Origin of the sequence: Aeromicrobium panaciterrae (genome assembly GCF_031457275.1) — a bacterium.
GTDB lineage: Bacteria > Actinomycetota > Actinomycetes > Propionibacteriales > Nocardioidaceae > Aeromicrobium > Aeromicrobium panaciterrae_A.
The window spans coordinates 1,483,020-1,503,206 of the sequence record NZ_JAVDWH010000001.1; the positions used below are offsets into that span (position 1 = coordinate 1,483,020).

The window sequence follows — 20,187 nt, forward strand, 5'->3', positions numbered from 1 at the left end:
ATGTGCGTACGACCAGGGAGAGGTACGCGATGTCACAGCTCGACGAAAAGCCCGAGGACACTCTCAAGCCAGGAGCGATCGGCTTCGTCGATGCATTGGTGATCGGGCTCAACGCGACATCACCCGCGTACTCGATCGCTGCCGTCATCGGCGCCATCGTCGCGTTGGTGGGCGTGCACGCGCCGGGCATCCTGCTTGCGTCCTTCGTGCCGATGCTGCTCATCGCCTCGGCGTTCTATTACCTCAACAAGGTCGACCAGGACTGCGGCACCACATTCTCCTGGGTCACCCGCGCGATGGGTCCGTGGGCGGGCTGGCTCGGTGGCTGGGCCATCACGATGACCGGTGTCCTCGTCGTCGGATCGCTCGCTGATGTCGGCGTCAGCTTCGGTCTGCGCGGATTCGGGCTCGACGACTGGGCCGACGACACGCTCATCCGACAATCGCTTGCGGTGGTACTGATCATCGTCATGACCGCGATCTGCGTGGCCGGCACCGAAGGGTCATCGAGGCTCCAGAACGTGCTGGCGATCCTCCAAGTCGTCTTCCTGCTGGTGTTCGCGGTTGTGGCGCTCTATCGGGTCTATGCCGACGACAGCTCGCTCGACTCGGTGAAGCCCGCTCTCGACTGGCTCAACCCGTTCTCCGAGGGCGGCAGTGCCCTCACCGCAGGCCTGCTGCTCGGCGTCTTCGCCTATTGGGGTTGGGAGTCGGCGGTCAATCTCACTGAGGAGACCGAGGATTCGGCATCGGCTCCGGGACGCGCGGGCCTCTGGTCGACCGTCATCCTGCTGGTCACCTATGTCGGGGTCGCGTTCGCAGTCGTCGCATACGCCGGTACGACATTCCTTGCCGACAACGCCGAGGAAGAGGAATTCATCTTCCCGCTGCTCGCCACAGAGGTTCTGGGCAACTGGGACTGGATCGTCTTCTTTGCCGTCGCAACCTCCGCCATCGCTTCGACGCAGACAACGATCCTTCCGGCTTCGCGTACCGCGCTGTCGATGGCTCGTCGTCAGGCCCTGCCCAACTCATTCGCGCACATTAATCCGAGATTCCGTACGCCGGACGTCAGCACCTGGACCGTCGCTGGCATCGCGATCGCCTGGTACGTCATCGTCAATCAGATCAGCGAGAACGCTCTGTTCGACTCGCTGTCGGCCTTGTCGCTGCTGATCGCGTTCTATTACGCGCTGACCGGCATCGCGTGCGCCGTCTACTACCGACGCCACCTCACAGAGAGCGTGCGGAACTTCTTCCTGATCGGTGTTGGCCCGCTCATCGGTTCAGGTCTGCTGATCTGGCTGCTCTACAAGGCGATCGGGGATCTGGCTGAGCCGGAGAACTCATACAGCGGCGTCTCGTGGTTCGGTCTCGGCCCGCCGCTGGTCATCGCGATCGGTATTGCTCTCACCGGCATCCTGATCATGGTCTACTGGCGCATCCGGGCACCAAAGTTCTGGCAAGAGCGCCCCGGCGTCGCCGATCCAGATCTCGTCCACGGCAAGGAGTCCTGATGTCTGTCGTCCTCGGATATGACGAGTCGCCAGGTGCGACGCGTGCCCTCAGCGCAGCCATTGAGGTGGCGGCGGCATTTGGCGAGCCGCTGGTGCTGGTCTACGGCGCTGGTGCACCGGGAGGCGTGGGCGAGGAGTACAAGTCCCACGCTGAGGCTCTGCAGGAGATCGGACGCAAGGCTCTGGCCCACGCGGTCGAAGCCTCCGATGAGGCTGGCGTGCCGAGCACGGTCGAGATCATCGACGCCAAGCCCGCTCAAGCGCTCCTCCAAGCCGCTGACAAGCACAACGCGAGGGTGATTGTCGTCGGCAACTGGGGCGAGAGCCCGATCAAGGGTGCGATGCTCGGCTCGACACCCCACAAACTGCTGCACCTGTCGACGCGACCGGTGCTGTGCGTGCCAGCCGAGGACTAGCTCAGCGCCTGCTCCAGGTCGCCGATCAGGTCGGCGATGTCTTCGATGCCGACCGAGAGACGTACGAGGTCATCCGGCACCTCGAGCAGCGATCCGGCGGTCGAAGCATGTGTCATGGCACCTGGGTGCTCGATCAGCGACTCAATACCCCCGAGACTCTCGGCAAGCGTGAACAGTTCAGCGCGCGCACACATGTCGAGCGCTGCCTGCTTGCCGCCCTTGAGACGTACGGAGATCATGCCGCCGAAGCGAGACATCTGCTTCGTCGCGACCTCGTGCCCCGGATGGCCGTCGAGTCCCGGATAGAGGACTGAGTCGATTGCCGGGTGACCGACGAGCATGTCGACGATGGCCTCGGCGTTGTCGCAGTGCTTGTCCATACGAACGGCAAGCGTCTTGGCCCCACGGAGGGTCAGGTACGCGTCGAACGGGCCGGGAACGCCACCAGCGCCGTTCTGCAGGAACGCGAACGCTGCGTCGAGTTCTTCGTCGTCCGTGACGAGCACTCCGCCGACGACATCTGAGTGGCCGCCGATGTACTTGGTCGTCGAATGCAGCACGACGTCGGCACCGAGTGCGAGCGGCTGCTGAAGGTAGGGCGACGCAAACGTGTTGTCGACGACGAGCTTGGCCTGGGCGCCGTGCGCGATCTCCGAGATCGCAGCGATGTCACCGACGTTGAGCAGCGGGTTGGTCGGAGTCTCGATCCAGATCGCCTTGGTCGCCGGGGTGACGGCTGCCTTGATCGCATCGAGGTCGTTGACCGCTGCGGGTGTGTAGGTCAGTCCCCACTGGCTGAAGACCTTGTCGATCAGCCGGAAGGTGCCGCCGTACGCGTCATTGGGGATCACCAGGTGATCGCCGGGGCGCAGCATCGAACGCAGCGCACAGTCTGTGGCTGCCATTCCGGAGCTGAACGCGCGCCCGTACGAGCCGCCCTCGAGCGCCGCGAGGTTGCCCTCCAGTGCTGTACGAGTGGGGTTGCCGGTGCGGGCGTACTCATAGCCCGACCGCATACCGCCGACGCCATCCTGCTGGAACGTCGAGCTGGCGTAGATCGGCACGTTGACCGCGCCGTTCTCGGCATTGGGCTCGTAGCCGGCGTGGATCGCCCGGGTCGCAAAGCCCTGGGTCGTACCCTCGTCGGCTTTGCTCTTCTTCTCACTCATACGTGAACTCCGAGGAGGTCGTGACGGGTGAGGACACCGAGCGGCTTGCCGTCTTCGACGACCATGACCGCGTCGCTCTCGCTGAGCGCCTTGAGGGCGTCGTCGAGGCTTTCGCCCGAGCCGAGGAGGGGCAGCGGTGGCTCCATGTGTTCCGAGACTGCGTCGGTGAGTTGGGCGCGGCCTTCGAACACCGCGCTGATCAGCGCGCGCTCGTTGACGCTGCCCGCGACCTCGCCGATCACGACCGGCGGCTCGGGGCCGACGACGGGCATCTGAGAAACGTTGTACTCGCGGAGGATCTCGATCGCATCGCGGATCGTTTCCGACGGGTGCGTGTGAACCAGCGCCGGCATGCCACCGGTCTTGCTGCGCAGCAGGTCGCCGACGGTCATCTCGTGGATCTGGCCATCGAGCGGCTCGCGGAGGAAGCCGTACGACGCCATCCAATCGTCGTTGAAGATCTTGGAGAGGTAGCCGCGGCCACCGTCCGGCAGCAGTACGACGACGAGTGCATCGGGGCCAGCCTTCTCGGCGACGCGGAGCGCGGCGATGACGGCCATTCCGCAGGAGCCGCCGACGAGGAGGCCTTCTTCGCGGGCGAGGCGACGAGTCATGTCGAACGAGTCAGCATCGGAGACGGCGATGATCTCGTCGGGGATCGCGGGGTCGTACGCGCTGGGCCAGAAGTCTTCGCCAACACCTTCGACGAGGTAGGGGCGACCTGTGCCGCCGGAGTAGACCGAGCCCTCGGGGTCTGCTCCGATGACCTTGACCTTGCCGCCAGAAACTTCCTTCAGGTAGCGGCCGACGCCGGTGATGGTGCCGCCTGTGCCGACGCCGGCGACGAAGTGCGTCACCTTGCCGTCGGTGTCTGCCCAGATCTCGGGTCCGGTCGTTTCGTAGTGGCTTTCGGGTCCTGCGGGGTTGGAGTACTGGTCGGGCTTCCAGGCGCCCTCGGTCTCGCGCACGAGGCGGTCGGAGACGTTGTAGTAGCTGTCGGGGTGCTCCGGCGGGACGGCGGTGGGGCAAACGACGACTTCGGCGCCGTACGCCTTCATCGTGTTGCGCTTGTCCTCACTGACCTTGTCAGGGCACACGAAGATGCACTTGTAGCCGCGCTGCTGGGCGACGAGCGCGAGGCCGACACCGGTGTTGCCCGATGTGGGTTCGACGATCGTTCCGCCCGGCTTCAGTAGTCCAGCGGCTTCGGCAGCGTCGACCATCTTGACCGCGATGCGGTCTTTGGCGCTGCCTCCGGGGTTGAGGTATTCGATCTTGGCGGCCACCGTCGCAGATCCTGCGGGGGTGACGGACGTGAGCTTGACCAGCGGGGTGTTGCCGATGAGCTCAACGATGTGTTCAGCGATTCGCATGTGTCCATACTCGCACTCGCAGAAGTCACGGGTGGGTGAGGACTGGGGCTGCCTCTTTGACCTCGAGCGACGTGGTTGGTCCTGACGCGAGGAGGGTCTGGTCGATCGTGTTCCACGAGCCGCCATCGACGCGGTATCGCACCCGATATGTCACGTCGACGCGTGGGCTGATCGCCTCGGCGGGCTGCCGGTAGCGATAGGTCACGTCGGTCGACGGATACGGCTTGCCGGGCTTGGCCGTCGTCGATGCCGTGCCGTCGCCGTGAAGCCAGCGATAGCGGATCGGCGTTGCGATCAGGTCGATGTCGAAGCCCAGCAGCGTCACGCTTCGGTTGAATGCTTCTGGCTCGGCGTAGAAGATCGTCGGCACGTTCACGAGCGTTGAAGCGCCCGGCTGAATCTGTACCTCAAGGCTCGGCAACCCCAGCTCCCGAGCGGCCCGCAAGATCGCACCCTCAGTCAGCTCAGGCCCATCAGGATCGACCGGCTGAATTGCCCGGCATCCGAAAGTCAGGTTCTCTTCGTCGGTCCTGCACGCAACCTGAATGAATTTGGGACCGTCCGCTCGCTTGCCAAAGACTCGATCGAAGGAGTGCTTGCTTCCTGGAGACTCTCGTCCCGCGTCGAGCTGAATTCGCGCGTCTTTGGGCTTCGGCGTCACGTCAACACCTGCGAAGCTGCTGGGGCAGTTCGTGCCGAGGAAGAGCAGGCTCGAAAGGAGCACGATCGCTGGACGGATCACGACGCAGCCTGCAGTTCGAGAGTCTCGAGCGTCCACGCCTGGGACTTCTTGATGAGGACGAATGTCAGGTCGGAATCCTCGGGATTGCCCGGCTGCGGAGTGGCTGAACTGGATTCCGCGTAAGTGCCGGGTTCCGATTTGACCGTTGCAAACACCAGAGCCTTGCCGTCGTCGAATGTGACCTCAAGCTCGCCAAGCTTCCAATCTGAACCCTTGAAGAATCCGCCATTTTCATAGGTGTCTCGGTACAGCTGGATGTAGTTCTCACAACCGCTGCATTTGGGCGAAGAGAGCCGGGAAAGTTCCGCCACATCGCCGGTGTTCGCCGCGTAGTTGAAAACGTCGATGTAGTGGGCGACGAAGGCTGAGGCGCCTTCGGGGGTGTTCTCCTTCGCCTGCGCGGGCATCGTCGGTGCTGTCGCGGTGGGCGTGGCAGACGTCGTGGGTTTGGGTTCTTTGGGCTCGGGATCAGTGCACCCGGCAACCAGGATCAACAGCGAAGTGGCTACGGCAAGTCTCAGCATGATCCCCCCGAATCGAATGCGAAAAACCTACCGAGCAGGGCGGGGTTTGTCAGCACTCAATTTGCTCCTGTGGACGACGGCCTAGGCTGGCCACATGACTCGCACCCTCGGCTCCAGCGACATCAAGGTCTCGACCGTTGGCGTCGGCTGCAACGCCTTCGGCACCCGGATCGACCAGGACCAGACCACCGCCGTCGTGGACGCGTGTTTCGAGCATGGCGTGAACTTCTTCGACACCGCCGATGTGTACGGCGAGAGCGAAGTGCTGCTCGGCAAAGCACTCGAGGGACGCCGCGACGAAGTCATCATTGCCACCAAGTTCGGCATGGATCTCCAGGGTCGCAACGGCGACGACCAGGGCCGCCGAGGCAGCGCCGCTTACGTGAAGACTGCGATTGACGCGAGCCTGAAGCGACTCGGAACCGATCACATCGATCTCTACCAACTGCACACGCCGGATCCGCAGACGCCGATCGAGGAGACGCTCGGTGCACTGAATGAGCTCGTCGTCGAGGGCAAGGTGCGCGCTATCGGCAGTTCAAACCTGCAGGCCTGGCAGGCAGTGGACGCGGACTGGGTGTCGAAGACCAAGGGCTTCGCCTCGTTCGTGACGGCGCAGAACGAGTACTCGCTCTACAACCGCACCGCTGAGACCGAGCTCGTACCGGCCTGCCTGGAGCTGGGCGTCGGCATCCTGCCGTACTTCCCGCTGGCGTACGGATTGCTGACCGGCAAGTACCGACGTGGCGAGCAGGCTCCAGAAGGTACGAGGCTTGCAGTGCAGACGCATCGCCTCGAAGCGGCCAACTGGGACACCATCGAAGCGCTGGAGGCATTCGCGAATGCCCGCAGCATTTCGATCCTCGACCTCGCCATCGGTGGCCTTGCCGCGCAGCCCGCAGTGGCCAGTGTCATCGCTGGTGCGACCAAGCCTGAGCAGGTTGCTGCCAACGCGAAAGCAGGGGAGTGGACGCCCTCAGACAGCGACCTTGAAGAGCTCGCGTTGATCGGCAAACCGGACCAGTCGTACACGACATTCGCCTGAAGATGATGCGCCGGGCTGGGAAGCGCCTCACGGCGCGTGGCCGCTCGAAGCGGCTGATTTTAGGTCCCGGGGCTACCACAGCCCGACGCATAGATAAGCCTAACTGACAGGCCCTCGACCTCAAGTGCAATCAGTGCAGGCGTGCGGCGCGTTCGAGCTCGGCGCAGTGCCTCAGGTGCATTGCAGTGTCGACCAATTTGGCTGCGCTGTGCGGGTCGCCGGACTCGAGTTGCCCGCGACCGACACCGATGATGTGCGCGAATGCTGCGGCTCGATCGAGAGTCACATCGAAGTCTTCGCCAACGACACCGCGGATCACAGTGTCGACCAGTGCCATGACTTCGTCAGGGCCAGGAGGGTCAACGACGCCGGCGAGCACTTCGTGTACGGGCGCGTAGGCCTTGCCTGCTGCATATTCGCGCGCGGCTTGCTCGGGCGAGCGGTAGACCCACGTACGAAGCAGGTAGAGGCGCCACAGTGATCCGGCGACGGTGTCGGCGGCCGCATGAGACCAGAGGTCGGCGATGACGCCGAGTCCCTCAGCGTCCGCGAGGTGCAGGACGCGATCGACGAGTCCCTGATCTTCATCGTTGCGCGGACCGCGTACGAGGAGGTTGGCGATGCGGTGGCCAGCGGCCGCCATCTCGGCCGGGTCGGACACGTTGTCGGCCTGCGACTCGAACAGCTCGGCGCCGGGCAGAGCAGGCTTCTTGAACCGCTCAGTCATGCAGCCACCCGCGTTTCATGCGACCACCGTAACCGGACGTACCTGAATCAGCCTGCTGTGACACTTGCTGGTTCGGGCTTTGCTGCAGCCGGCTTCGGCTTGCGGAGGTAGAGCCACAGCACCGGTACGAGGTAGCCGACCCACGCGATGACCTGCAGCCACGAGGGGTCGGGCTGGAAGTTGATCGTGCCCTTAAGCAACGTGCCATACCAGCTGTCCGGCGGAATCGTCGACGAGATGTCGAAGACTCGATCGCTGAAGCCGGGGAGTACGCGCGCCTCCTGCAGATCGAAGATGCCGTACGCGAGAACGCCGGCCGCGACGATGATCAGGAGTGCGCCGGTGATCGTGAAGAACGTGCTGAGGTTGATGCGGATCGCACCGCGGTAGATCAGGAAGCCGAGGATGACGGCGACGAGGATTCCTCCCGTGGCGCCGACGAAGGGCTGAGCCGTGGTGCTGCCCTTGATCGTCGACCAGATGATGGCTGCTGTCTCGAGGCCCTCACGGCCGACCGTGACGAAGGCGACGGTGGCCAGGGCGAACGGTCCGAGGGCGGCAGACATCTGACCTTCGAGCTCCGACTTGAGCGAGCGCGCTGTGCGGCGCATCCAGAAGATCATCCAGGTGACGAGGCCGGCGGCGAGGATTGACATCGTGCCGCCGACGATCTCTTGGGTCTTGAACGACAGCTGGTCGAACGCCACGTTGATCGCCGAGAACACCGCGACCACCAGCACCAGGGCCGACGAAACGCCGATCCAGACGTACCGGATCTCGTGCCGGCGTTTGGACTTCACGAGGTACGCCACCAAGATGCTGACGATCAATGAGGCTTCGAGGCCTTCGCGTAGACCGATCAGGAAGTTGGCGAGCATGAGGGCAGTCTACTAAGGCGACCCTCACTCCGCCCCGTCCCCTAGCGACGAGCTCTGCGAGGAGCGGGAGCGAAGCGAAGGGGCGTACGACGAGAGGCTCGCTTGAGTCATGCGTCTGACAACGCTTCGGCCTCGTACCTCGGCCTCCCAGTCGCTCCGCTCCTTAGCGGACGATTACTCGGCCTCTTCTGGTGCGTCGAGCGCTTCGGTCAACAGCTCTCCGATGAGACCGATCTGCCATTGGCGGGCACCCTGTGCCGCCAGGGATGCCGACACCACATCGACCGTGAGGTCCTCGGGTGGCTCCCATGCGAGATTGCGTACGAGCTGCGGGCTGATCAGGTTTTCGGCCGGGAGATTGTGCTTCTCGGCGAGTGACGTGACCACCTCGCGGGTGCGGCCGAGGCGTACGGCGGCGATGGGCTTCTTGTCGGCCCAGGCGCGCGGCGGCGGGGGACCGTCGACCTTCTGCCCGGTGGTGGGCAGTTTGATCTCGGGCAGGGCCAGTCCGCGTTCGACGGCGTCGAACCACTCGCTGACAAAACGACGTGGCCCGCGGTTCTTCATGACCTTCATCGACTTCAGCGAGTTGAGGTCTTGAGGCGAGGTGACGGCGATCTCGATGATCGACGAATCGGGGAGGATGCGCCCGGGCGTGATGTCGCGATCGGTCGCGATGGCGTCTCGTGCCTCCCAGAGCTCGCGTACGACGGCGAGTGCGCGTCGTCCTCGAGCCTTGTGGATGCTCGACGTGCGGCGCCACGGCTCTTTGCGCTCCGGCGGTCCCTGGAACGTGAGCAGTGCCTCGAACTCTTCGGCAGCCCACTCGCGCTTGCCTGCCTCGACGAGGTCGGCGTCGATCAGATTGCGCAGCTCGACCAACACCTCGACGTCGAGGGCCGCGTAGACGAGCCACGGGTCCGGCAGCGGGCGCGTTGACCAGTCAGCGGCCGAGAACTCCTTGGCCAAGCTCAAGCCGAGGTAGTGCTCGACGAGCGCCGCAAGACCCACTCGAGGAAGGTTGAGCAGACGGCCGGCCAGTTCGGTGTCGAACAGTGACTCGGGGTAGAGGCCGACCTCGGCCAGACACATGAGGTCCTGCGTTGCTGCGTGCAGGATCCACTCGTTGCCGTCGAAGGCGGTGTCGAGGGTGATCAGGTTGTCGAACGCGATCGGGTCGATCAGGTGTGTGCCGGAGCCTTCGCGCCTGACCTGCACGAGGTACGCACGCTGCGAATAGCGGTAGCCGGAGGCGCGTTCGGCGTCCAGGGCGATCGGGCCGGTGCCTGCCGCGATCCGTTCGCACGTCTCAGCCAGTGCCGCCGGAGTGTCGACGACTGCGGTGAGTGGTTCGCGAAGCTGGAGGCGCGGGGCCTCCGGCTCGACCGGCTCCACCGTCACCGGTGTCTCGGGTTCTTCTGCAACCGTCAACGAACGCCACGCTTGCGCTGGAGTCGGATCACACCTGGAGCGAGCGGGGGCAAACCGGCGATGGCACACAGCAGATCAGTCCAGGCGCTCGCATGGGTCGCCATCGTGGACTTGGCGTCCATCAACGGCGTCCACGACGCACGTACTTCGATCTGCGCGCTGGAACCGTCGGCATCCATCTCGCCAAAGCCTTCGGACCGTACGACGGTCACGCTGCCGCTGGCTGCGGTGTGGTGACTGCCCTGAGCCTCGAGTGACTCGGTGAGCCAGCTCCACCCGACGCTCGCAAGCATGGGGTCGGCGGCCATGTCGGCCTCGACCTCGGCGCGAGCGAAGGTGACGCAGCGGAACGTACCGCCCCATGCGTCATTGCCCGCCGGATCGTGCAACAGGATGAAGCGGCCGGTAGCGAGCTCTTCTTCGCCGACGAGCACATCGCCACTGATGGCGAACGAGTGTGGGGCGATGCGTTGGGGCGCGGGCATCTCGTCGACCACGACCTCAGGTCGAAGCGACGCGTGCCGTACCTGTTCGACCGCAGCCGTGAATTGTGCGGGGGTGCGGTCTATTTCACTTCGGGCTCCCACACTGTGATCGTAGGCGCGATGGGGTCAGCGCGGGATCCCGACACTCCGCTCGGCCGGACAGACTGCGCCCTGAGACAATGGATGGGTGACCGCAACCCTGACCGACAGTGCCTTCCTTCAAGCGTGCCGTGGCGAGCAGCCCGAGCACACGCCCGTGTGGTTCATGAGGCAGGCCGGCCGCTCGTTGCCGGAGTACCTCAAGCTGCGCGAAGGCGTCGCCATGCTCGACTCGTGCTTCCGCACCGACATGGTCGTCGAGATCACGATGCAGCCCGTACGCCGCTATGGCGTCGACGCGGCGATCTTCTTCTCCGACATCGTCGTCCCGCTCAAGGCGATCGGTGTCGACCTCGACATCGTGCCGGGTGTGGGTCCGGTGATCGCTGATCCGGTCAGTACCCACGCGCAGCTCGACCAGTTCCGCGATCTCGAAGCCGATGACGTCACGACGATCACCGATGCCGTGAAGGCGCTGGTCGTCGAACTCGGCTCGACACCGCTGATCGGCTTCGCTGGAGCACCGTTCACCCTCGCGTCCTACCTCGTCGAAGGCGGTCCCTCGAAGGACCACCGCAAGACCAAGCAGCTGATGTACTCCGACCCCGACCTGTGGCACGCGTTGCTCACCCGCATCTCGGTGATCGCTGGCCAGTTCCTGCGCCTGCAGGTTGAGGCCGGTGCTTCGGCGATCCAGCTCTTCGATTCGTGGGCTGGCAACCTCTCGCTCGCGGACTACGAGAAGTACGTACGTCCGCATTCGGCCGCTGTGCTCGAATCGGTCGCCGACCTCGACGTACCCCGCATCCACTTCGGTGTGGGCACGGGCGAGCTGTTGCACTCGATGGGCCAGGCTGGCGCTGATGTTGTCGGCGTCGACTGGCGAGTGCCGCTCGACGAAGCCGTACGCCGCGTTGGCCCGGGCAAGGCTGTGCAGGGCAACCTGGATCCGACACTGCTCTTCGCGCCGACCGAGCTCGTACATGCGCGTGCCGCGGAGATCATCGATGCCGGTCGCAGCGCCGAAGGACATGTGTTCAACCTCGGCCATGGTGTTCTCCCGGCAACCGATCCCGACTCGTTGGCTCGGCTCGTCGACTTCGTCCACGGCTACGACATCTCCCTATAAGAACGGGAACTGACCGTGCGCGTTGCAATCGTCGGCGGTGGCATGGCGGGGCTTGCTGCTGCCCGCCAGCTCGCTGACGACGGCGCCGATGTCGTTCTGCTCGAGGGCTCCAGCCGCCTCGGTGGCAAGTTGCTGCTCGGCGAGGTCGGTGGACTGTCCCTCGACCTGGGTGCGGAATCGATCCTGGCTCGTCGTCCCGAAGGGCTCGACCTCATGCACGCCGTCGGTCTCGACGATCGCGTGGTCAACCCGCGTACGAGCGACGCCGCGATCTGGACTCACGGCTCCCTGCGCGCCATGCCGCCGACCGTGATGGGCATTCCTGCTTCAGCTGAGCTCAACGGCATCGCCGAAGTCACTCCTCATGTCGTAGATGTCCCCGAAGCTGATGTGTCGGTCGCGGAGTTCGTGAGCGCGCGACTCGGCGCTGACGTGGTCGACAGGCTCGTCGAGCCGCTGCTTGGTGGTGTGTACGCCGGGCATGCCGATCAGCTCTCGCTGCAGGCCACGGCACCACAGATCGCAGCACTCGGCAGCGACCTCCTCGCGGGAGCGACGAAGGCAAGGGCGGAGGCCGCCGCCTCGGGTCCTGTGTTCGCCGGTCTTGTTGGGGGAGTCGGGCAGCTGCCCGACGCAGTCGCCGCAGGCATCGAGGTCCGCCTCGACGCGACCGTTCGCGAGGTCGCCCGTACGAATGACGGTTGGCGAATCTCGGTCGGCCCAACCACCGATGTCGAGGTAATCGACGTCGATGCGGTCGTCGTCGCCGCTCCGGCACCGGCAGCCGCACGCCTGTTGGCCGAGGTCGCGCCTGACGCGGCGTTCGCCCTGGCGGCGATCGACTACGCCAGCGTCGCGCTAGTCACGTACGTCTTTGACGACGGGCCGAGCTTCGAGGGGTCCGGATTCCTGGTGCCACCCGTTGACGGCACGTTCATCAAGGCCGCCACCATTTCTTCGAACAAGTGGGGATGGGTCGCCGACACCGGTCGTACGGTCATTCGTGCCTCGGTTGGACGGGCCGGGGAGGCGACTCTGCTGCAGAGCGATGACACAGACCTCACCGCCCGAGCATTGGCCGACCTGCGTACGGCGTTTGGTGGCCTGCCTGACCCGCTCGACTCGCTTGTGCAGCGCTGGGGAGGTGGTCTGCCGCAGTACGCCGTTGGTCACCTCGACCGCGTCGACACGATCGAGCGCGACATTGCGACCGTGCCGGGACTCGAGGTCTGCGGCGCCGCCTATCGCGGTGTCGGCATTCCCGCCGTGATCGCGTCCGGACAGGCTGCCGCGCGCCGGCTGCTCGGTGGGACAATGGCCTCATGAGCGTCGCGAACAAAGGCAAGCTGGCCAAAGAGATCAACGACACGATCCGCTACACGATGTGGTCGGTCTTCAAGCTCGAGCGCGTACTCGGCGATGCCGATCGCCAGGCCGAGGCCGCCGAGGTCGAGGCGCTGATCGCCAAGCTCGCAGCTGACGATGTCGTGGTCCGCGGAACGTACGACGTCAGTGGACTTCGCGCCGACGCCGACCTGATGATCTGGTGGCACTCGCCGACGAGCGAAGCGCTGCAGGCGGCATATAACTCGTTCCGTCGCACGGCACTCGGCTCACGTATGGCTCCGGTCTGGTCGCAACTAGCGCTGCATCGTCCCGCGGAGTTCAACCGCTCACATATTCCTGCCTTCATGGCCGAGGAAGAGACGCATCCCTTCGTTTGCGTCTACCCGTTCGTGCGTTCGTACGACTGGTACCTGCTGCCCGACCAAGAGCGCCGCGACATCCTCAAGGAGCACGGCATGGCCGCGCGGGACTACCCCGACGTTCGCGCCAACACCGTCGCCTCGTTCGCGCTCGGCGACTACGAGTGGATCCTGGCCTTCGAAGCTGACGAGCTGCACCGCATCGTCGACCTGATGCGCGAGCTGCGCGCCACTGAAGCGCGACGCCATGTGCGCGAGGAGATCCCGTTCTACACCGGTCAGGCTCACACCGTCAGCGAGCTCACCACCCTCTGGCCCTAGGCCTGGGCGACGCAGAACTGGTTGCCGTCGGGGTCGGTGAAGACGTTCCAACTGAACTGCTCCATATGGTGCTCCTGAACGAGCCCCGCGCCGGCGTCCAACAACCGCTTCGTGTCGCCCTCAAGATCCTGCGTGCTGAGGTCGAGATGCAGTCGGTTCTTGCCCGACGTCGTCTCGTCAACCTTCTGGAATGACACCTTCTGAGCAATCCCTGGCAGGCCGACGATGATGTACCAGCCACCCATCTCGGCCTCGATCTGACCGCCGAGCTGCTCAGCCCACCATTGGGCAAGCGGCATCGGATCCGTGCTGTCGACTGTGACCATGTGCAACGAGAGCGTCATGGCACGACGTTAGTCGTTCTTGGGCTCCAGGCTCAGGGCAATGCCGTTGATGCAGAAGCGCTCATCGGTCGGAGTGCCGAAGCCTTCACCCTTGAACACGTGGCCCAAGTGCGAGCCACATGTGGCACATCTGACCTCGGTGCGGACACCGCCGAACATCGAGCGGTCCTCGATGTACTCGACGCGATCCTCGGCGAGCGGCTCGTAGAACGCGGGCCAGCCGCAGTGAGCGTCAAACTTCGTGTTGCTGCGAAACAGCTCCGCGTTGCAGGCGCGGCACTTGTAGACGCCCACCGTCGGATCGGTCTCGTACGAGGAGCTGAACGGGCGCTCGGTGCCGGCCTTGCGGAGCACGTCGTACTCGGCCGGGCTGAGCTCGGCCTTCCACTCTTCCTCGGTCTTTTCAACGTCGTAAGCCATGCCTCAAGCGTACGCGCGGCTCCTAGCGCTGCGCGTCGTCCTTCGCTCGCTCGTTCCTCGCTCGCTCCCGGTCGGCCGCGGGCGGCCTCCCTAGGAACCGGGCCTCGCTAGCGTTGGGCATCAAAAGGTACGTGCTCGAGGAGGTGGATGCTGGGAACGTCGAGCTTGCGTTGGGCGCGGGAGGTCCAGTCGATCTGGAGGAACTCCTTCACGATGTGCGGCTCGGTCAAAATGATGACTTCGTCCGAGCCGGTGTCCTTGACCATGGCGATCAGGGCGTCGATCGGATCTTCCTCGGTCAGCAGACTCGTGACGTCGGCGCCTCGGGCAGCGATGAGTGCAGCGCTGGCGTCGAGCTCCGCCTGGCCGGCCTGCACGATCTCGTGCTGTACGTCCTCGAGGATGTCAGGCTCGGTGAGCGGGACCTGTCCGCCGAGCGTGCCCATCGAGGCGGTCAGCACCGCAGCGGACGGCTGAACGGGAAGCAGCAGGTGATAGCGGACGGTGTCTTCGAGCCCTTCGTGCAAAGCGATGATCTGATCCGCGTCGAGATCGTTGAGCTGTCGTTCGATCAGCAGTGCGACGTCATACATACGTAGCCTCTCGGTGGATGTCCGTGGTCTCAGACTACGACCGCACCCAACGCGTGAGCAGGACTCCGTCGGCGTCGAGTACGTGCGCTCTCTGCATGTGGGTCGTGACGGCCTGGGGTCCGTGGGCGATACGAGGCGCGGCGCCAGCGGCAAGAACCGGCGCAATCGTGAGACACAGGTCGTCGACCAGGTCGTGCGCGACGAGAGTTCCGTGCAGCGTTGGGCCGCCCTCGCAGAGCACGCGTGTCAGTCCACGGGAGGCGAGCTCGGCAAGAACTGCTGGCCAGTCGATGACACCCTCACCGAACGCGAGTACGTCCATCTCGTCGCGCAGCTCGGCGAGTCCAGGAGCGTCGGTCGTGGTGATCAGCAGTTGATCGCGGAGTACGTCGGGGATGTCGAGCCGGCGGCTGACCACGGCAATCGGCGGCACGGGAGCGAGCCCGAGCCGTGAGCGGAGGTCTCCATCAACCTCATCGGTCCCGACGGGTTGGTATCCCTCGGTACGAGCGGTTCCGGCGCCAACGATGATCACATCGGCAAGTGACCTCAGCAGCGCGAAGACGCGCTTGTCGACCTCGCCGCCGAGTGAGCCGGACTTGCCGCTCTCGTCGTACGCGGCTCCGTCCAGTGTCGAGACGAAGTTCGTCCGCACCCAGGTCTTGCCCTCGGGGTAGGCGTACAGACGCTCAAGCTCAGCCTGCTCCGGAAACATGAGTGCATCGTATGGCGTCTCTCCGGCATACTCCCGAACATGGCCAAGACTCTTGATGAGCAGCTCGCCGTCTCCGGCAAGATCAAGCTCGCCGACTACGACTCGCGCGCCACGACTGGCTTCGACGGCGGCAAGGACGACTCGGCGAAGTCGCTCACGCTGCTCGGAGAAGAGCTCAGTGACCTGCAGGAACGGCTGTACGCCAACGGTGACGCCAAGATTTCCGACAGGAAGGTCCTCCTGTTGCTGCAGGGAATGGACACTTCCGGCAAGGGCGGCATCATCCGGCATGCCGCGGGCCTGGTCGACCCATTGGGACTCACCATCACGTCGTTCAAGAAGCCGACACAGGAAGAGCTCAAGCACGACTTCCTGTGGCGCATCGAGAAGGGACTGCCAGCTCCGGGGAAGATCGGCGTCTTCGATCGCTCGCAATACGAGGACGTGCTCATCGCCCGCGTACGTCAGCTGGCTGAGCCGCAAGAGATCGAGCGGCGGTACGACGCGATCAACGAGTTCGAGAAGAAGTTCGTCGAGTCCGGGGGTGTGGTCATCAAGTGCTTCCTGCACATCCACTCCGATGACCAGAAGGAGCGCCTCGCCGCGCGCCTCGAGGATCCGGCCAAGCACTGGAAGTACAACCCCAACGACGTCAACGAGCGGATGCTCTGGGATGACTACCAGCGCGCGTACGAGATCGCCATCGAGCGTTGCTCAACCGAATGGGCGCCATGGCACCTGATTCCGAGCGGTCGCAAGTGGTACCGCAACTGGGCTGTGGCGGCGCTGCTCGCAGAGAAGCTTCGTGGCCTCAACCTCGAGTGGCCGCCCGCCAATTTCGACGTAGATGCCGAGAAGGCCCGCCTCGCAAACACGTGAGGCGGGCCTGTCTGGTCCTGCTGATCAGGCGAAGAGTGCGTCCAGCGGTACGAGGTCGACAGCGCCGACGGCGTAGCGAGCCAGGATGACCCGGGCCACTTCGACGTCTGCACCCAGCGGCTCGGCGACCGCAACGGCTCCGGCCTCGTAGGCGAGCTCGGCCACGCGGTCGGGCAGGACGCCCGGTGCGAGGAAGAGCGTGCCAACCGCGATGTGACGACGACCGTCGGCACGGTGCTGGCGTACGGCCTCACCGGCAGCTGGCGGAACGCTCGACGCGAAGGCGGCGATCGTCGGCAGCTTGTGGTGAGCGCCCCAAGCGCGGGCAGCCCGGGAGATCGCAGCGTTCGCGATCGGGTCGGACGAGCCTGCACCGGCAAGCACGAGTGCGTCGAGCTCACGTACACGGTTCTTGGAGAGCGCTTCACGCAGTCGCGTGTCGAGCACGCGGAAGAACGCGGCCTCCATGCCAAGCACGCGTGTGGCGTGGACCTGGATGCCGTCATGACGCTGAACCGCGGCCTCGATCGCAGCGGGTACGTCGACCCGTGCGTGGTAAGCCTCGCTCAGCAGCAGCGGTACGACGACGATCTCCTGGTGCCCTTCGGCGACCAGACGGTCGACGGCCGCATCGAAGCTGGGCTCCGCGAGGTCGAGGAACGCAGGCTCCACTCGGAGGTCGGGACGCATGCATGCGACCAGCTCCGTGAGGGCGTTGATAGTGGCGGCAGAACGCGGGTCGCGGCTGCCATGCGCAAGAGCAATAAGTGCTGGTGCGGTCATGATGTGTGCCTCCTTCCGGGTGATGCGGGGTTGGTTGTTGCGGGGTTTGCAAGTTGGCCGATGAAGTTGAGCTTGAATGCCCTCAGACACGAGCGACATTCCCACTCGCCGTGCTGTTCGCCGTGGGGACGAAGGTCCTCGTCGGCGCAGTACGGGCAGTGAAATGGAACCGCGCGACCGGTCATCGGAGGACCTCCTCGTCGACACGAGCGACCCAGCGAGCGAACGACTCAGAGTCGTCGCGCTGCTCGAGGTACGTGCGCGACAACTTCTCGACGTACTCGGGGAGGTGATCGGCGGTGACCTTGTGTGCGCGGAGCTTGCGACCGAAGCCGGCCTCGAGTCCGAGTGCGCCACCGAGGTGAACCTGGAAGCCCTCGACCTGCTCGCCGTGCTCGTCCATGACGAGCATTCCCTTCAGGCCGATGTCGGCCGTCTGGATGCGGGCGCAGGAGTTGGGGCAACCGTTGACGTTCACCGTGATCGGAGTGTCGAGCTCGGGGACACGCTGCTCGAGCTCGTCGATCAGGTCAGCAGCACGCTGCTTGGTCTCGACGATGGCGAGCTTGCAGTACTCGATGCCGGTGCAGGCCATCGTGTTGCGGCGCCACTGCGAAGGACGGGCGTGCAGACCGATCTCGTCGAGTGCGGCGACCAGCGACTCGACCTTGTCCTCGTCGATGTCGAGCACGACGAGCTTCTGCATCGGAGTCGTACGTACGCGGTCGCTGCCGTGGGCCTCGACAATGTCGGCGACCTGGTTGAGCAGGGTTCCGGAGATGCGACCCACCGTGGCGGCTGCGCCGACGTAGAACTTGCCGTCCGTCTGCGGGAACACGCCGACGTGGTCAGCAGGTGTCTCGGGCGCTTCTGGCGCTTCGAGGTCGATGAGCTTGCGCTCGAGGTACTCGGTCTCGAGGACTTCGCGGAACTTCTCGATGCCCCAGTCGGCGATGAGGAACTTCAGGCGTGCGCGGGTGCGCAGACGGCGGTAGCCGTAGTCACGGAAGATGCTGACAACGCCCTTCCAGACCTCGGGCACCTCGTCGAGCGGTACCCACACGCCAACGCGCTGGGCGAGCATCGGGTTGGTCGACAATCCGCCACCGACCCAGAGGTCGAGTCCGGGGCCGTGCTCGGGGTGCACTGCACCGGTGAACGCGATGTCGTTGATCTGCGGGACGACGTCGTGGCCGGGGTGACCGCTGATCGCGGACTTGAACTTACGAGGCAGGTTGGAGAACTCGCGATCGCCGATGAACTGGCTCTCGATCGCCTCAATGGCAGAGGTGGCGTCGATGATCTCGTCGGCGGAGATGCCGGCGACGGGGGAGCCGAGGATGACGCGGGGGCAGTCGCCGCACGCTTCCTGGGTCGACAGGCCGACCGCTTCGAGGCGTTCCCAGATCGTCGGCACGTCGCGTACGTCGATCCAGTGGTACTGGACGTTCTGGCGATCGGTGAGGTCTGCGGTGTCGCGAGCGAACTCGGTCGAGATGTCAGCGACCGTACGAAGCTGCTCAAGGTTGAGCTGCCCGCCGTCGATGCGGACTCGCATCATGAAGTACTCAGCGTCCAGCTCTTCGGGCTCGAGCGTTGCGGTCTTGCCGCCGTCGATGCCTTCCTTGCGCTGCGTGTAGAGGCCCCACCAGCGGAAACGGCCGCGAAGGTCGCCACCATCGATCGAGGAGAAGCCACGATGCGCGTAGATGTTCTCGATGCGGGCGCGGACGTTGAGCGGGTTGTCGTCCTTCTTGGACTGCTCGTTGGCATTCAGCGGCTCGCGGTAGCCCAGCGCCCACTGGCCCTCGCCGCGCTTGGGGCGCGGTCGACGGGCAGTGGTGTCGGTACCGGGTGCTGGTGCCATGAAATTCCCTAGAACAGGGGCATGCGGCGTGGCGTGAGGCCTAGTCGCCGCGCGCCATCAAAAAGAAAGAGGTGGGCGCGTTGTCAGCGACACATCATGTTGCGGGCACGACCGAGGTCCACGTGGATACGTCCCACGAGCCAGAGAGTCTGTGCCGAAAGCATGCGTTGAGTTTGCGGGACCGGACACCCGTACGACAAGCATTTGTCCCATGATGTGGGACACCTGTCCACATTATGAAACAAGCAGGTGCTTGCCCCGCGTAAAGCGGGTCAATGTGTGGGCTGAGTCACTCCTGCGGAACGAGCAGTGAAACGGCGTATGCGCCCGCTGCTGACGCCGCGAGTACGACTCCGGCAGCCACCAGTGCAACGTCCCAGGGGACCAATCCAGCGGTCGCCAGGCCGATGACGGCGGCAGGTTGGAACGCAGCGATCAGACCGAGCGGGAGCACTGCTCCAGCCACGATCGTGGGTACGGCACTCAGTGTCTCGTTGCCGCCACCGTCGATGCTGAGCGTCACCCAGGCACCGAGCAGGCCGACCAGCGCTGCTCCGACGGCCGTCACCACCAGACCGGGCTGCGTGAACACGAGGGTGTCGCCGAGCTTGTCCTCGAGCGCCAGGGCGACGAAGCCTCCGATGACGGCGCCGACCGTATGCGCCGCAAGTACCGGCAGCAGCGTCCCCCAGGGACGACGGCCGACAACGGCGAGAGTGACTGCCGAGGCGGGATTGGCCAGGCCGAGAGTGCCGCGTTCCTCGGTGGAGTGCAACTGGGCGTACCAGGTGAACAGCACCGCGACAGCCGCAACCGCGGCGACCGCGAGAGTGGCATCGGCGGCACGCAGAGCCATGGCAGCAATGAGTGTGAGGAGCGCTGAGAACAACGCTCCGAGAATTGGCTTGCGCATTTAGGGCGTGCCTCTCAGTTGGTGGTCGGTAGTGAGCGTGGCATCCGCGCCCGGCTGGCAAGGCCGAGGAGTGAGGCGCACCGGTGTTGTGCTGCGAGCGACGAGAACGCC

22 protein-coding genes are annotated in these 20,187 nt (G+C 64.8%); 7 read left to right on the forward strand and 15 right to left on the reverse strand.

All coding sequences use genetic code 11. The features are described 5' to 3' along the window. Positions 1–29: 29 nt before the first annotated feature. Positions 30–1,517: an APC family permease gene (locus tag J2X11_RS07705; protein WP_309968942.1), complete on the forward strand. Its 1,488-nt coding sequence runs from the start codon at positions 30–32 to the stop codon at positions 1,515–1,517. Further along, positions 1,517–1,933: a universal stress protein gene (locus tag J2X11_RS07710; RefSeq protein ID WP_309968945.1), complete on the forward strand. Its 417-nt coding sequence runs from the start codon at positions 1,517–1,519 to the stop codon at positions 1,931–1,933. The genes J2X11_RS07705 and J2X11_RS07710 overlap by 1 nt, the downstream gene beginning before the upstream one ends. On the opposite strand, the gene J2X11_RS07715 is transcribed toward J2X11_RS07710, so the two are convergent. Genes J2X11_RS07715 through J2X11_RS07730 form a run of 4 tightly spaced genes read right to left on the reverse strand, consistent with a single transcriptional unit; the run spans position 1,930 to position 5,741 of the window. Then, positions 1,930–3,102, reverse strand: a complete 1,173-nt coding sequence (locus tag J2X11_RS07715) for a cystathionine gamma-synthase (RefSeq protein WP_309968948.1) — start codon at positions 3,100–3,102, stop codon at positions 1,930–1,932. The genes J2X11_RS07710 and J2X11_RS07715 overlap by 4 nt on opposite strands. After that, entirely contained in the window at positions 3,099–4,475 is a 1,377-nt protein-coding gene (locus J2X11_RS07720) for a cystathionine beta-synthase (protein ID WP_309968951.1), read from the reverse strand. The genes J2X11_RS07715 and J2X11_RS07720 overlap by 4 nt, the downstream gene beginning before the upstream one ends. A gap of 25 nt (positions 4,476–4,500) precedes the next feature. Beyond that, positions 4,501–5,217: a hypothetical protein gene (locus tag J2X11_RS07725; protein ID WP_309968955.1), complete on the reverse strand. Its 717-nt coding sequence runs from the start codon at positions 5,215–5,217 to the stop codon at positions 4,501–4,503. Then, on the reverse strand, positions 5,214–5,741 hold the full coding sequence (locus tag J2X11_RS07730; protein WP_309968959.1) for a DUF6318 family protein: 528 nt from the start codon (positions 5,739–5,741) through the stop codon (positions 5,214–5,216). The genes J2X11_RS07725 and J2X11_RS07730 overlap by 4 nt, the downstream gene beginning before the upstream one ends. Before the next feature lie 94 nt (positions 5,742–5,835). Here J2X11_RS07730 and J2X11_RS07735 point away from each other — a divergent pair, with 94 nt between their 5' ends. After that, positions 5,836–6,786 (forward strand): aldo/keto reductase, encoded by a 951-nt coding sequence (locus tag J2X11_RS07735; protein WP_309968962.1) that lies wholly within the window; start codon positions 5,836–5,838, stop codon positions 6,784–6,786. Between the two features lie 130 nt (positions 6,787–6,916). Here J2X11_RS07735 and J2X11_RS07740 read toward each other — a convergent pair whose 3' ends face one another. The 4 genes from J2X11_RS07740 to J2X11_RS07755 form a co-directional block, all read right to left on the reverse strand. Next, on the reverse strand, positions 6,917–7,513 hold the full coding sequence (locus tag J2X11_RS07740; RefSeq protein ID WP_309968965.1) for a hypothetical protein: 597 nt from the start codon (positions 7,511–7,513) through the stop codon (positions 6,917–6,919). A gap of 47 nt (positions 7,514–7,560) precedes the next feature. Next, positions 7,561–8,391, reverse strand: a complete 831-nt coding sequence (efeU, locus tag J2X11_RS07745; protein ID WP_309968968.1) for an iron uptake transporter permease EfeU — start codon at positions 8,389–8,391, stop codon at positions 7,561–7,563. A gap of 174 nt (positions 8,392–8,565) precedes the next feature. Continuing rightward, a complete protein-coding gene (locus J2X11_RS07750) occupies positions 8,566–9,822 on the reverse strand; it encodes a ribonuclease D (protein WP_309968971.1) in 1,257 nt (418 codons plus the stop codon). Continuing rightward, the gene (locus tag J2X11_RS07755) at positions 9,819–10,409 is read right to left on the reverse strand and encodes a DUF3000 domain-containing protein (RefSeq protein ID WP_309968973.1); all 591 of its coding nucleotides are present in this window, start codon (positions 10,407–10,409) and stop codon (positions 9,819–9,821) included. Before J2X11_RS07755 ends, J2X11_RS07750 begins: the two co-directional genes overlap by 4 nt. An 85-nt stretch (positions 10,410–10,494) precedes the next feature. On the opposite strand from J2X11_RS07755, the gene hemE reads away from it, so the two are divergent. From hemE to hemQ, 3 genes are read left to right on the forward strand one after another with little or no spacing between them, the layout of a single operon-like run. Next, positions 10,495–11,535 carry a uroporphyrinogen decarboxylase gene (hemE, locus tag J2X11_RS07760; protein WP_309968976.1) on the forward strand — a complete coding sequence of 347 codons (1,041 nt, stop codon included), beginning with the start codon at positions 10,495–10,497 and terminating at the stop codon, positions 11,533–11,535. A 15-nt stretch (positions 11,536–11,550) separates the two neighbouring features. Continuing rightward, complete coding sequence (gene hemG / locus J2X11_RS07765; RefSeq protein ID WP_309968979.1) at positions 11,551–12,861, forward strand: protoporphyrinogen oxidase; 1,311 nt, start codon at positions 11,551–11,553, stop codon at positions 12,859–12,861. Continuing rightward, on the forward strand, positions 12,858–13,562 hold the full coding sequence (gene hemQ / locus J2X11_RS07770) for a hydrogen peroxide-dependent heme synthase (protein WP_309968982.1): 705 nt from the start codon (positions 12,858–12,860) through the stop codon (positions 13,560–13,562). The genes hemG and hemQ overlap by 4 nt, the downstream gene beginning before the upstream one ends. Here the strand turns inward: hemQ and J2X11_RS07775 are convergent. From J2X11_RS07775 to J2X11_RS07790, 4 genes are all read right to left on the reverse strand, one after another. Continuing rightward, on the reverse strand, positions 13,559–13,906 hold the full coding sequence (locus J2X11_RS07775) for a VOC family protein (protein ID WP_309968985.1): 348 nt from the start codon (positions 13,904–13,906) through the stop codon (positions 13,559–13,561). The two genes, hemQ and J2X11_RS07775, sit on opposite strands and share 4 nt — an antisense overlap. 9 nt (positions 13,907–13,915) lie before the next feature. After that, complete coding sequence (gene msrB, locus J2X11_RS07780) at positions 13,916–14,326, reverse strand: peptide-methionine (R)-S-oxide reductase MsrB (protein ID WP_309968987.1); 411 nt, start codon at positions 14,324–14,326, stop codon at positions 13,916–13,918. A 107-nt stretch (positions 14,327–14,433) separates the two neighbouring features. Continuing rightward, entirely contained in the window at positions 14,434–14,919 is a 486-nt protein-coding gene (locus J2X11_RS07785) for a hypothetical protein (protein WP_309968990.1), read from the reverse strand. A gap of 34 nt (positions 14,920–14,953) precedes the next feature. After that, complete coding sequence (locus J2X11_RS07790) at positions 14,954–15,634, reverse strand: pyrimidine reductase family protein (RefSeq protein ID WP_309968992.1); 681 nt, start codon at positions 15,632–15,634, stop codon at positions 14,954–14,956. Positions 15,635–15,673: 39 nt separating this feature from the next. Between J2X11_RS07790 and J2X11_RS07795 the strand changes: the two genes are divergently transcribed. Continuing rightward, positions 15,674–16,513 (forward strand): PPK2 family polyphosphate kinase, encoded by an 840-nt coding sequence (locus tag J2X11_RS07795; RefSeq protein ID WP_309968995.1) that lies wholly within the window; start codon positions 15,674–15,676, stop codon positions 16,511–16,513. A gap of 24 nt (positions 16,514–16,537) precedes the next feature. On the opposite strand, the gene J2X11_RS07800 is transcribed toward J2X11_RS07795, so the two are convergent. The 3 genes from J2X11_RS07800 to J2X11_RS07810 form a co-directional block, all read right to left on the reverse strand. After that, the gene (locus J2X11_RS07800) at positions 16,538–17,296 is read right to left on the reverse strand and encodes a sirohydrochlorin chelatase (protein ID WP_309968998.1); all 759 of its coding nucleotides are present in this window, start codon (positions 17,294–17,296) and stop codon (positions 16,538–16,540) included. 181 nt (positions 17,297–17,477) lie between these two features. Further along, entirely contained in the window at positions 17,478–19,163 is a 1,686-nt protein-coding gene (locus J2X11_RS07805; RefSeq protein WP_309969001.1) for a nitrite/sulfite reductase, read from the reverse strand. Positions 19,164–19,452: 289 nt separating this feature from the next. Then, complete coding sequence (locus J2X11_RS07810) at positions 19,453–20,076, reverse strand: hypothetical protein (protein ID WP_309969004.1); 624 nt, start codon at positions 20,074–20,076, stop codon at positions 19,453–19,455. Positions 20,077–20,187: the final 111 nt, after the last annotated feature.